Here is an 11,940-nt window from a genome sequence, read left to right as displayed (position 1 = left end):
TATCCCTTGTGCCTATTCCACGGTCACCGATTTCGCGAGGTTGCGCGGCTGGTCCACGTCGGTGCCCATCACCACGGCCGTGTGATAGGCGAGCAGCTGCACAGGAACGGCATAGACCATCGGCGTGAACGCCCCCGCCATGTCGGGCATCACGATGGTGACGAGAGAATCGACCGTCGCCTCCTCCGCGCCCTTGGCATCGGTCATCAGAATGATTTTGCCGCCGCGGGCGGCGACCTCCTGCATGTTCGAGACGGTCTTTTCGAACACCCGGTCGTAGGGCGCAATGACGACGACGGGCATGGTCTCGTCGATCAGCGCGATGGGTCCGTGCTTCAGCTCGCCGGCAGCGTACCCTTCGGCGTGGATGTAGGATATCTCCTTCAGCTTCAGCGCGCCTTCGAGCGCCAGTGGAAAACTGGTGCCGCGGCCAAGATAGAGCACGTCGCGCGACTTTGCGATCTCGCGCGCCAGACGCTCGATCTCAACCTCGGTGGTGAGCGCATCCGACATCAAGCGCGGGATCTCGACGAGGCCATGGACGAGCCTGGTCTCATCCTCGTCTGACAATTCGCCGCGGGCCTTGCCGGCCGCAATTGCAAGATTTGCGAGCACCATCAGCTGGCAGGTGAAGGCCTTGGTCGAGGCGACACCGATCTCGGGTCCCGCCAGCGTTTGCAGCACGGTCTCGCTTTCGCGCGCGATCGTCGAGGTCGCCACGTTGACGACGGCGACCGTGTGCACGCCCCCGGCCTTGGCATAGCGCAGCGCCGCCAGCGTGTCTGCGGTCTCGCCGGACTGCGAGATGAAGATGGCGAGATCACCCTTGCGCAGGGGCGCTTCGCGGTAGCGGAATTCGGAGGCGACGTCGACCTCGACCGGCACGCGCGCAAAACGCTCGAACCAGTACTTTGCAACGAAGCCGGCATAGCTCGCCGTGCCGCAGGCCGTGATGTTGATGCGCTGGATGGTCCTGAAGTCGAATGGCAGCTTGACCGGCAGGGAGACGCGCTCGGTCGCCATATCGACATAACGCGCGAGCGTGTGACCGACGACTTCCGGCTGCTCGTGGATCTCCTTCGCCATGAAGTGGCGGTAGTTGGCCTTGTCGACCAGCGAGGTCGAGGCCGCGTGCCTGATCTTGTCGCGCTGGACGGCGTGGCCGTCCTTGTCGAAGATCGTTGCGCTGTTGCGGGTGAGCACGACCCAGTCGCCGTCCTCGAGATAGCTGATCGTCTCGGTGAAGGGGCCGAGCGCGATGGCGTCGGAGCCGAGATACATCTCGCCGTCGCCATAGCCGATCGCGAGCGGCGGGCCGTTGCGGGCGCCGATCATGAGGTCGTCGTCGCCGGCGAAGATGAAGCCGAGGGCGAAGGCGCCGCGTAAGCGCGCCAGCGTCAGCTTGACGGCCTCGACCGGCTTGTTGCCGCGCGCGAGCAGATCGTCGACGAGGTGCACCACGATCTCGGTGTCGGTCTCGGTGTGGAACACCGTGCCCTTCGTCTCGAGTTCCTCGCGCAGCTCGCGGAAATTCTCGATGATGCCGTTGTGGACCACGGCGACGCGCTCGGTCGCGTGCGGATGGGCGTTGTTGACGGTCGGCTTGCCGTGGGTGGCCCAGCGGGTGTGACCGATGCCGGTGGTGCCCTTCAACGGCTCCGCCTCGAGCCGCTTCTCCAGGTTCTTCAGCTTGCCCTCGGCGCGGCGGCGCTCCAGATGCTTGCCCTCGAGTGTGGCGACGCCCGCGGAATCGTAGCCGCGATATTCGAGACGTTTGAGCGAATCCACCAATTGCTCTGCAACCGGCTCGCGCCCGAGAATGCCGACAATCCCGCACATGCGGATCACTATCCCCCAAATCGCCGAAAAATCGCCTAAACGACGCGGTCGGTTTTAGCGAAACTCCTACGGAACCAGATACTCAATAATTATTGCTGATTGAGACAGCGCCAGATCACACCGAGCCTCGCCTGCGTCGATTTGGCCGGCCTTTAACCCCGCACGTTAACTCACTGTCAACATGTTTGGCCAACGATTCCCGCCCAGGAGAGACGGCCATGAGAAGCTCATCCGACCGCAAAGGCCTGTCGTCGATGTATCTGCGCGCCAGCGAGACCTCGGGCACGCACCTTGCGCATTGGCCGCCGCCCCTGCGGGGCAAGGAAAACAAGCCCCTCTTCATCAAGCATCCCGACGGCGAGCCGGCCAAGCGCGCCAAGCCGCGCGGCTGGCGCCTGACCCGCGCGATCTTCTCCGAATTCGCGGACGAATAGCCTCGCTCACTTCTCCGGCTTCTTTTCGAGAGTCTTGCCGCCCGTCTTCATCTCGCGATAGCGCGCAGCACCGCCTTCCCGGATGGTCTGCTGGTTGCGCTCCAGCGCCATCGCATCGTCGGGCACATCGCGGGTGATCACCGAGCCGGAGCCGATATAGGCGCCGTTGCCGATTTTGACGGGGGCGACCAGCGAGGAGTTGGTGCCCACGAACGCACCCTGCCCGATCACCGTCTTGTGCTTCCCAAAGCCGTCGTAGTTGCAGGTGATGGTGCCTGCACCGATGTTGGACTTGGCGCCGACGATCGCATCGCCGATGTAGGCGAGATGATTGGCCTTCGCTCCCGCCTCGAGCGTCGCGGCCTTGGTCTCCACGAAGTTGCCGATCTTGGCACCTTCGCCGAGCGAGCTGCCCGGCCTCATGCGCGAGAACGGACCGACAGATGCGTTCTTGCCAATCGAACTCTGCACGATGTGCGAGAAGGAATGGATCACCGCGCCGTCGGCGATCGAGATGCCCGGGCCGATGACCACGAACGGCTCGATGGTCACGTCCTTGCCGAACACGGTGTCGGCGGACAGGAACACCGTCTCCGGCGCGACCAGCGTGACGCCGGCCTCCATCGCCGCTTTGCGTAAGCGCGCCTGCATCACGCTTTCCGCTTCGGCGAGTTGCGCCTTGGTGTTGATGCCACGCACTTCGTCTTCACTGGTCTCGATCACGACCGACTCCCATCCCTTTTCGCGGACGATGCCGACTGCGTCCGTCAGATAATATTCGCTCTTGGAATTGGCATTGCCGATCTGCCCGAGAATTTCGAGCGCGCGGCGACCGTCGATCGCCATCAGGCCGGCGTTGCACAGATCGATCTTGCGCTCCGCTTCACTGGCATCGGCCTCTTCGCGGATCGCGGCCAGGCGGTCACCCTCGACGATGAAGCGGCCATAGCCCGAAGGATCGGCGGCGCGAAAACCGAGCCCGGCGATCGCGGCGCCCCTGGCGAGCGGTTCGCGCAGCCGCGCGAAGGTTTCGGCCGAGATCAGCGGCGTGTCGCCGAATGCGATCAAGAGATCGTCGACGCCCCGTGCAATCGCCTCGCGCGCCGCCAGCGCCGCATGCGCGGTGCCGAGCCGCTCGGCTTGCACGAAGGTGAGCGCATCGGGGCGGCTGCGCCTCGCTTCCTCCGCGACCGCCTGATGATGGGGACCGATCACGACTGCGAGCGACGTGCCGGTTCCCTTTGGCGCGGCGGCGAGCACATGGGCGAGCAGCGTCTGATGTGCGACGGGATGCAGCACTTTCGGCAGGCTCGATCGCATGCGCGTGCCTTCGCCGGCGGCGAGCACGATCGTGAGGCTGGAACGGGCGGTCATCGAAATCCTGTCAGATACGGCCGAATCAATTGGTGCGGCGGACGGCAGGCCGCCCTGATGCCATCGCCTTGCTACCCCCGCAAACGCCCGGAATTCAAGTGCGGGGCGTATTTCCTGTTAATGTTCCCTGATTGATTCGGGGAAGCCGGACAGGGCTGGGCACTTAACGTTCATGGCAAAGGATTCCGACCCACTGGCGGATGCCTTCGGCACCAAGGAGACCGGCGGGCTGTTCTCCGGACTTTTGGCCGAGGAAAGCGCATTCGACCGGCGCATGATGTGGCGGCTGGGCTCGTGGGGCGTCGCGGCCGTGGGGGCCGTCGTCATCGCCGTGATGGCCAATCAGGCCCAGCTCAGCTGGCGGCGCGACCAGGTCGCCTCCGCCGATCTCGCGCGCCAGGCCGACCGGCTCCAGATGCTGACCAAGGAGAGCCAGAACGAGGCTCGCCGGCTCGCCGCCGCCATCGAGACGCTGAACGGCGATCGCGACCGGCTCTATTCGCGCGTCACGGTGCTGGAGCAGGGCCTCGATTCCGTCACCGGTGCCATCGCCAAGCAGAGCGCCGCGCCGCCGCAAGGCGCCAAGCCGCAGGATGTCGCGCCAGCGACCGCAGCTCCCAGCGTCGCGCCGGTCGCCTCGACGCCAGCTCCGGCGAGCGAGAAGCCGCGCGCTGAAGCCGCCAAGGATAATCAGAAGGATACTCACAAGGAGCCTGTGAAGGAGCCCTCGAGCCCACCGCCGCAGACCGCGGCTGCCGCCTCGCTCGTGCAGCAGTCGCCGACCATTCCGCTGGTGCCGTCCAAGTCGATCATGGCGCCGCCGGATCCGGCCGCGTCCAAACTGATTCAGCCCGAGGCAGCTGAGAAGGCCGCCGAGAAGAAGGCCGAGCCGGCTGCAGCTCCAACCGAGGTCGTCGCGGCAGTAACGAAGCCGCCGGAGGCAGCCGAGACCGAAGCCCCCGCGATCGCAGTCCAGCAGACGCGCTTTGCAATCGACCTCGGCGGCGCCAACTCGATCGACGGCCTGCGCGCACTCTGGCGCGGCGTGACCAAATCCAATCCGGAAGTCGGCGCACTGCGGCCGATCATCATGATCAAGGAGGGCGCCACCGGCCTCGGCATGCAGCTCCGCTTGGGTGCCGGTCCCCTGATCAACGCCGCCGCCGCCGCAAAACTCTGCGCCGGCCTCACCGAGAACGATCGCCATTGCGAGACCACCGTGTTCGATGGCCAGCGCCTGTCGATGCGCGGCGGCCAAGAAAAGGCGCAAGACAAGAGACAAGAAAAGACTCAGGACAGGGTTCAGGAGAAGAGCTCCGAGAACAACCAGGACGCGGTACCGCAAGCCGAAGCCGCGCCCGCGCCCAGCGCCAAGCCCGAGAAGCCGCAGCGCCGCCGCAGCTACTCCTCGAAGCGCTCGTCAAAGCATGAGGAGCCCGCGCCTGCACCCGCGGCCCAGCCGGCACCGGCGAAGCCGGAGACGGCATCAGCGTCTGCGGGATCGACGCTGTCGTCGTTCTTCCGGCGGTAGGTCAGAATCTGCTTCCACCTGAACGCGCGGTGAATGCCGTCGTGTTCCTGCGCGCGGAGATGGACTTAAATTTCGGTCCGCCACCGAAACCAGCCACCGACCGCCAAGTTATCCCGGTCCTGAACCGGAGCGGCCGACGCGCGACATCGCTCGTGCCCGCGTCCATGACCAAGGAGAAGTACACGTGAAGAAATTGATCATCGCGACGGCCGTCGTTCTGGCGGCATCCTCGGCGCTCGCGCAAACGACGAAATCGCCGGGCGCTTCGAGCAACGCGCCCGGTCAGCAGATGCAGAACACGACGAAGCCTTCGACAGCTCCCGGCGCTTCCGAATACGCGCCCGGTCACCAGACCAATACCACCGCGGGACCGGGCCACTCGGAAAGCGCGCCCGGACAGAAGATGCAGAACACGACGGGCTCGAGCACCAAGAAGAAGTGAGGCTGCGCCTCGCCTTTGTAACTTCGATAACCGGCGCCTGATCAAAGGATCAGGCGCCGGTCTGCATTTGGAAACAGAGCCGGAAGACGCAAGGTCGAATTTGATGGCTCTTTGCGCACGCAATGATTTACTCGATGCGCGACTTTTCCTTCAGATCCCGAATGCGCATCTCCGCTTCATCCCTGGACTGGACGATTTCCGACCAATCCTCCACCCGCGCCTCCTTGCTCAACCTCTTGAGCTCGTTCAGCTGCTCCTGAGTTGGCTTGTCCATGCTCACTCCTTGAGGGCAACATGCGTTGGACGTCATAACATTCACAACTCAGCCCGCCCCTCGCGTGTTCCCAAAGGCTGCCTGGGCGAGCCAAACCAACAGAAACATCGCCTGGCCTGTTGCCTGCCCGCGCCATCCCGACCATATTGCCCCTATGAGAAAAAAGCCCTTCCGCCTCACGCCCTACCAGGTGCAGTTCCTGATCGTCGTCGGCTTCGTTTCCGTCGGCTATGCGCTCTATCTGCGCTACCTCGCGATCGAGCTGTCGCAAGTCGCGCTCGCCTGCGATGCCGGACTTCAGACGCTGATCTGCAAGGCGCGCTCGGTCTCGACCGTGCTGTTCAAGAATTCGGTGTTCGGCATCGTCGCGCTGGTGGTTGCGACGCTGAACCTGATGCGGCCGTCGATCGTGCTGCTCACCGTCGGCGTCATCGCCGCCGGGCTCGGCATCGTGCTCTACAATGTCGTGCTGTCGGGCCTTGCGATCGGCCTGTTCATTCTTGGATTTGCTCGGCCCGCGCCCGCCACAGCGTGAGCGCAAACAAAAGGTAGATCGCGCAGGTCCACAGCGACTGCCAATTCTCGCGGCCCTCGTTGAAGAGCACATAGACGGCCGACAGCGCCAGCACGCCTGCGAACACCGCCTCCGCGATCGGACGCTGGCCGATCTGCGGCCGGTTCAACATCAAGAGCGCGAACGGCACCACTGCCATCGTCAGCGCGGCGTAAGGAAAATCCTTGTAGCGCGGGTCGAACACGAAACCGAGCGCGGTCTGCGCCGCGATCACCGCCGTCACGGCCAGCGTCAGGCCGAGCACGGCGGTGAGCTTCGACCATTTCCGGCCCTCGCGCGGGCCGAGCAGATCGAGGAAGGTCGGCAAGCTGCGGCCGATCACCATCGCCTGCGCGCAGAAGATCGGCGACAGAATGCCGGCGAGCAACAGCGCGCCCCAGAGCAGCCAGCCACCGATGCCGTAGCTCTCGTAATACATCTTGTCGGCGCCGATCCCGAGCAGGATGCCCGCCGTCGTCGCCGAGATGCCGACGCCGAGCCAGGCCGAGAAGCGCGGCGTCCAGGGCCGCCGGCGCAGCGTGAGGCCGGCAACCGCGAACACCAGCACGCTGAGGACCATGCCGGCGCCCATGTACCATTTCCAGTACGGGAAATTGCTGATCGGCTCGCCCGGCGGATATTTCAGGCTCCGGCGCACCGAGTCATACAGACCCCAATAGCCGCCGACGGTGCCTTCCAGCTTGCGCTTCCACGGCTGGTCATAGGACTCGATCAGGTTGACGCGGAACTTCTGCGCCTTCGCAAGGCTCAGGATTTCCGAGACGACGCGCGCCTGGTTGGTGCGCGACGGCAGCGCGCCGTCGCGCATGCGCCCCTCGCTCGGCCAGCCGGTTTCGCCGATCAGGATCTCCTTGCCCGGAAACGCCACCGCCATGCGCTCGCGGATCGCCTCGACATGGCTTGCTGCGAATTTCGCGCGCACCGGGAAATCCTCCCAATAGGGCAGGATATGGATCGTGACGAAGTCGATGGCGTCATAGACCTCGCGGTTCTTCAGCCAGTACTCCCAGACGTCGGCATAGGTGACGGGCACGCTGACCTGCGCCTTGACCGAGCGGATGATGGAGACGAGGTCGGCCGTGGTCATCTCGCCGCGGAGCAGCACCTCGTTGCCGACGATCAACGCGGTGATGATGGACGGGAATTCCTTGGTGAGGCGAACCGCGAGCGCGGCCTGCTCGAAATTCTTGGCGCGGTTGCTGGAGAGCCAGATGCCCTGGAGTACTTTCAGCCCACCGACCTTGGCGGCGATCGCCGGCACCTGGTCGAGCCCGTTCTCCATCGAATAGGTGCGGACGCAATCGGTGATCTGCTTGAGCTGGCGCAGGTCCTGCTCGATCTGGTCGGCGTCGATATGAGTCCACGCGTCCAGCGGCGACTGCTCGCCGCGGAACGGTGCGTAGGAGACGCATTGGACCTTCTCGGCGGGATCGATCGGGGCGCGCGCGAGCGTGATCGGCGTCGCCAACCACCACCACACGGCAGCAATCGCACCCAGTGAAACGAGCAGAAGCGCCAGTGGCGTACGAAGAGAAATCGGTTCCGTCCTCCGCGAAGGGCCCGTCGATTACCTGCTTGCACGCCGTCTGCCAAGGGGGTGCCCGGGTGTGGATCAGTTCCTCCCCCCGCGGATTTTGGCTGCGGCCGTTCGACCGGGGGCCTAGCATCGTGACTTTGCTGGACAAAATTCCAAATACAGGTCATGGACTCCCAAGGACTTTTCCGCCGCATTGGAGACCCATTTGGACGCCATCACCGGCGCGTCCGCGAGGTCGGGATGCGGACGGTCAGCGGACATATTGGGGAATTCATGCGGCAACGGGTGTTCGAGTTACGAAATGCGGTCCTGCGGCAGTTCGCCGCCACCTTGGCAGTCTCCTGCCTTCTCGTTCTCGCCGGTCTCGGCGGCGCCTACGCCCAGAGCGGCTCGCCCGCCCCCGACCAGAGCAAGGCCGCCGCCCAACCCGCCGACGCCGCCAAGGACGCCGCCCAGAACCAGCGCCGCACCGACGAATTCGCGGAAGCGGCCCAGGTCATCAACGGCCCCGCCGGCAATCCCGAATGCGTCTGGCTCGGCCGGCGCGTGGTACGGCTGATGTGGCGGGATGATCTCGATACCGCGTTCCGCCATCTCGACCTCTACGACCGTTTCGGCTGCCCCGGCGGCCACATCCAGGCCGCCTTCCGCTGCCTGACCCGCTTCGGCGGGCAGATCGACCCCAAGGTCGCCGAGACCCTGGACAGCCGCGTGCACGCTTGCTGGATCAACCCGGCCTCCCAGCCGCAGCAGGCGAGCGCCTCGCAAGCCGCAGCGCCGGCTTCGGGCACTTCGCAAGCTCCCCAGCCGGCCGCCAGCCCCTCGCCTGCGCCAAGCCCAACGCCCGCGCCCCAGAAATAGCCGCGATCGTTTCAGCTGTCGTTCAGGAACGATCGGCCATAGACACGGTTGGCACTGCCACGCGTCGTTCGAAAAGGCCATGCCCTCATAAGGACATGAGGCCATGACAGTTGTGAAACCGCGCGGCAGAGGTATGCTCCCTTTGCCGCGGACTCGGTCGGATCTCGGGGTCGGATCCGCTGCCCTGCCACCTCAGCCCCTTTTGGTTTAGCCGCGATGCGCGTTGTCGCCGCCGTTCTGTTGCTTGTGTCCGCGCTCCACGCCGGCCTCTGGGGAATCCTGCGCGACAAGGAACCCGCGCCTGATTTCAAGGGCCTGTTCCCGAGTCTGTCTTATACGCCGTTCGAACCGGGACACGTCGTCGACATCAACGTCGACCCCGACAAGATTCGCGCGGACATGAAGAAGCTCTCGACCCTCACGCGAGCGATCCGGTCCTACTCCGCGACGGAAGGCAACGAACTGGTGCCGCCGATCGCCGCCGAGTTCGGCCTCAAGGTCACGGTCGGCGCCTGGATCGACAAGGACGAGGATCGCAACGAGCGCGAGATCAAAGCGGCGATCGAGCTCGCCCGCAAGAACAGCAACGTGATCGGCATCGTGGTCGGCAACGAGGTGATCTTCCGCGGCGAGCAGAAGGTCGAAGACCTCATCAACAAGATCAAGAAGGTCAAGGGATCGGTCCGCGTTCCCGTCACGACGGGCGAGATCTGGAACATCTGGCGCGATTTTCCGGACCTTGCCTCCAGCGTCGATTTCATCGCCGCGCACGTGCTGCCCTATTGGGAAAACTTCCGATCGGACCAGGCGGTCGACCAGGCCGTCGACCGCTACAACCTCCTGCGCAATCTCTTTCCCGGCAAGCGCATCGTGATCGCCGAGTTCGGCTGGCCGAGTGCCGGCTACAATTTGCGCAACGCCGATCCGGGCCCATTCCAGCAGGCGCTGATCCTGCGCAACTTCGTCAGCCGCGCCGAAGCTCTCGGCATGGAATACAACATCGTCGAGGCGATCGATCAGCCCTGGAAATTCTTCGAAGGCGGCGTCGGTCCTTACTGGGGCATTCTCAACGCCAATCGCGAGCCGAAATTCGCCTGGACCGGCCCGGTCGAGAATTCCGACTATTGGAAGCTGATGGGCATCGCGCTGCTGGTCGGCATCCTGCTGTCATTGCCGATCATGCGGCTGTCGCAGCCGACCGCCGCGCAGGCATTCCTGCTCTCGGTCACCGCCAACGGCGTCGGCGCCTGGGCTGCGACCGTGTTCGCCTATTGGAACGGCCACTACTTCCTGTTCGGCTCGGCCTTCGCGCTGACGCTGGGCATGATCCTGCTCGTTCCGCTCGTACTCATCGCGATGGCGCGCATCGACGAGATCGCCGCGGTCGCTTTCGGCCGGCCGCCGCAGCGGCTGATCACGAAGGGCAAGCCGGTCGAGAACGTGCCGGAGAATTACTACCCGAAGGTCTCGATCCACATCCCCGCTTATTTCGAGCCGGTCGAGATGCTCAAGCAGACGCTCGATGCGCTGTCGCGGCTGAACTATCCGAACTACGAATGCGTGGTCATCATCAACAACACGCCGGATCCCGCCTTCTGGCAACCGATCCAGGACCATTGCCGCGCGCTCGGTGAACGCTTCAAGTTCATCAACGCCGAGAAGGTGCAGGGCTTCAAGGCCGGCGCGCTGCGCATCGCGATGGACCGCACCGCGGCGGATGCCGAGATCATCGGCATCCTCGATGCCGATTATGTCGTCGATCCCGACTGGCTGAAGGACCTCGTGCCGGCGTTCGCCGATCCGCGCGTCGGCCTGGTGCAGGCGCCGCAGGAGCATCGCGATGGCGGCCTGTCGATCATGCACTACATCATGAACGGCGAATATGCCGGCTTCTTCGACATCGGCATGGTCCAGCGCAACGAGCTCAACGCTGTGATCGTGCACGGCACGATGTGCCTGATCCGCCGCGCCGCAATGGACATGGCCGGCGGCTGGTCGTCGGATACGATCTGCGAGGACAGCGATCTCGGCCTTGCGATCCAGGAGCTCGGCTGGACCACCCATTACACCAACCACCGCTACGGCCAGGGCCTGCTCCCTGACACCTACGAAGCCTTCAAGAAGCAGCGTCACCGCTGGGCCTATGGCGGCCTCCAGATCGTGAAGAAGCACTGGCGGCAATTCCTGCCCGGCCGGAGCCGGCTGACGCCCGACCAGAAGCGCGAATATGGCCTCGGCTGGCTGAACTGGCTGGGCGCCGAAAGCCTCGGCGTGGTCGTGGCGCTGCTCAACCTCGTCTGGGTGCCGATCGTCGCCTTCGCCGACATCGCCATCCCCGACAAGATCCTGACGCTGCCGATCATCGGCGCCTTCATCGTGTCGCTGGTGCACTTCCTGTCGATGTATCGCGCCCGCGTCGCGATCAAGCCCGGCCAGATGCTGGGCGCCATGATCGCGGCGATGAGCGTGCAATGGACGGTGTCGCGCGCGGTCGCGCAGGGCCTCATCACCGAGCACATCGCCTTCGCCCGCACCTCCAAGGGCGGCCTTAGCAGGATGTCGATCGAGTTCCAGGCGTTCTGGGAGGCCGTGATCGGCGCGCTGCTGGTGATCGGTGCCGGCGTGCTGATCGCCAGCAACAGCTTCCGGCAGATCACCGAGATCTACGTCTTCGCCGGCGTCCTGGTGTTGCAAAGCCTGCCGTTCCTGGCCGCGGTCGCGATCGCGATCCTCGAGCTCAGCCGCATCAACTCGTTCCAGTTCTGGCGCGACAGCGCGATCCGCTCCGCCGAGCTGATCGGCCTGCGACCGGTCGCGCTGCCGACCCCCGGTACGCCGCAGCCGGTGCCGAACGAGGTGCGGCGCGAGGCGAAGTGACGGGCGGCAGGCCATCCTCGCTCTTCGGCGTGGATGACGAGCCGCCAATTGGGTTGAGAATCCTGGCCTAAGCGGTGGATAGCGCGAGCGAATCCCCGCTCCTGCTATGAACTTTGGCAGCCACCCGCACTATTGACCTCCGCAGCCACTCCCCCTACACAGCGCGGAAGCATGATCCGGAAACAGCCGGTTTTCCC

Annotated in this window: 10 protein-coding genes; 6 read left to right on the top strand and 4 right to left on the bottom strand. The window is 64.8% G+C overall.

The genetic code is table 11. From position 1 onward, the window contains the following. Window positions 1–12: 12 nt before the first annotated feature. Window positions 13–1,839 (bottom strand): glutamine--fructose-6-phosphate transaminase (isomerizing), encoded by a 1,827-nt coding sequence (gene glmS / locus XH85_RS24360; RefSeq protein ID WP_128933829.1) that lies wholly within the window; start codon window positions 1,837–1,839, stop codon window positions 13–15. A gap of 218 nt (window positions 1,840–2,057) precedes the next feature. On the opposite strand from glmS, the gene XH85_RS24355 reads away from it, so the two are divergent. After that, entirely contained in the window at window positions 2,058–2,273 is a 216-nt protein-coding gene (locus XH85_RS24355; protein ID WP_128933828.1) for a hypothetical protein, read from the top strand. A 6-nt stretch (window positions 2,274–2,279) separates the two neighbouring features. Here XH85_RS24355 and glmU read toward each other — a convergent pair whose 3' ends face one another. After that, entirely contained in the window at window positions 2,280–3,647 is a 1,368-nt protein-coding gene (glmU, locus tag XH85_RS24350) for a bifunctional UDP-N-acetylglucosamine diphosphorylase/glucosamine-1-phosphate N-acetyltransferase GlmU (RefSeq protein ID WP_128933827.1), read from the bottom strand. 172 nt (window positions 3,648–3,819) lie between these two features. Between glmU and XH85_RS24345 the strand changes: the two genes are divergently transcribed. Next, window positions 3,820–5,178 (top strand): hypothetical protein, encoded by a 1,359-nt coding sequence (locus XH85_RS24345; protein WP_128933826.1) that lies wholly within the window; start codon window positions 3,820–3,822, stop codon window positions 5,176–5,178. 184 nt (window positions 5,179–5,362) lie between these two features. Beyond that, on the top strand, window positions 5,363–5,620 hold the full coding sequence (locus XH85_RS24340) for a hypothetical protein (RefSeq protein WP_091894444.1): 258 nt from the start codon (window positions 5,363–5,365) through the stop codon (window positions 5,618–5,620). A 127-nt stretch (window positions 5,621–5,747) separates the two neighbouring features. Here the strand turns inward: XH85_RS24340 and XH85_RS45290 are convergent, their stop codons facing one another. After that, window positions 5,748–5,894: a hypothetical protein gene (locus tag XH85_RS45290; RefSeq protein WP_164940080.1), complete on the bottom strand. Its 147-nt coding sequence runs from the start codon at window positions 5,892–5,894 to the stop codon at window positions 5,748–5,750. Between the two features lie 154 nt (window positions 5,895–6,048). Between XH85_RS45290 and XH85_RS24335 the strand changes: the two genes are divergently transcribed. Continuing rightward, window positions 6,049–6,429, top strand: coding sequence for a hypothetical protein (locus tag XH85_RS24335; RefSeq protein WP_091894442.1), 381 nt, complete (start codon window positions 6,049–6,051; stop codon window positions 6,427–6,429). On the opposite strand, the gene XH85_RS24330 is transcribed toward XH85_RS24335, so the two are convergent. After that, window positions 6,389–7,948: a glycoside hydrolase family 17 protein gene (locus XH85_RS24330; RefSeq protein WP_164940079.1), complete on the bottom strand. Its 1,560-nt coding sequence runs from the start codon at window positions 7,946–7,948 to the stop codon at window positions 6,389–6,391. The two genes, XH85_RS24335 and XH85_RS24330, sit on opposite strands and share 41 nt — an antisense overlap. A 330-nt stretch (window positions 7,949–8,278) precedes the next feature. Between XH85_RS24330 and XH85_RS24325 the strand changes: the two genes are divergently transcribed. Beyond that, a complete protein-coding gene (locus XH85_RS24325; RefSeq protein WP_128937403.1) occupies window positions 8,279–8,866 on the top strand; it encodes a beta-1-3, beta-1-6-glucan biosynthesis protein in 588 nt (195 codons plus the stop codon). A 216-nt stretch (window positions 8,867–9,082) separates the two neighbouring features. Further along, window positions 9,083–11,743 carry a glycosyltransferase gene (locus XH85_RS24320; protein ID WP_128933824.1) on the top strand — a complete coding sequence of 887 codons (2,661 nt, stop codon included), beginning with the start codon at window positions 9,083–9,085 and terminating at the stop codon, window positions 11,741–11,743. Window positions 11,744–11,940 lie beyond the last annotated feature (197 nt).

Origin of the sequence: Bradyrhizobium zhanjiangense, from assembly GCF_004114935.1 — a bacterium.
In the GTDB taxonomy this organism is placed as follows: domain Bacteria; phylum Pseudomonadota; class Alphaproteobacteria; order Rhizobiales; family Xanthobacteraceae; genus Bradyrhizobium; species Bradyrhizobium zhanjiangense.
The sequence above is the reverse complement of the archived record's forward strand: the minus strand, read 5'-3'. Positions and strand labels throughout refer to the sequence as shown.

Coding starts and splice junctions, on each gene's coding strand:
- glmS (WP_128933829.1), bottom strand. CDS start 1,839: ATGTGCGGGATTGTCGGCATTCTCGGGCGCGAGCCGGTTGCAGAGCAA.
- XH85_RS24355 (WP_128933828.1), top strand. CDS start 2,058: ATGAGAAGCTCATCCGACCGCAAAGGCCTGTCGTCGATGTATCTGCGC.
- glmU (WP_128933827.1), bottom strand. CDS start 3,647: ATGACCGCCCGTTCCAGCCTCACGATCGTGCTCGCCGCCGGCGAAGGC.
- XH85_RS24345 (WP_128933826.1), top strand. CDS start 3,820: ATGGCAAAGGATTCCGACCCACTGGCGGATGCCTTCGGCACCAAGGAG.
- XH85_RS45290 (WP_164940080.1), bottom strand. CDS start 5,894: ATGGACAAGCCAACTCAGGAGCAGCTGAACGAGCTCAAGAGGTTGAGC.
- XH85_RS24335 (WP_091894442.1), top strand. CDS start 6,049: ATGAGAAAAAAGCCCTTCCGCCTCACGCCCTACCAGGTGCAGTTCCTG.
- XH85_RS24325 (WP_128937403.1), top strand. CDS start 8,279: ATGCGGCAACGGGTGTTCGAGTTACGAAATGCGGTCCTGCGGCAGTTC.
- XH85_RS24320 (WP_128933824.1), top strand. CDS start 9,083: ATGCGCGTTGTCGCCGCCGTTCTGTTGCTTGTGTCCGCGCTCCACGCC.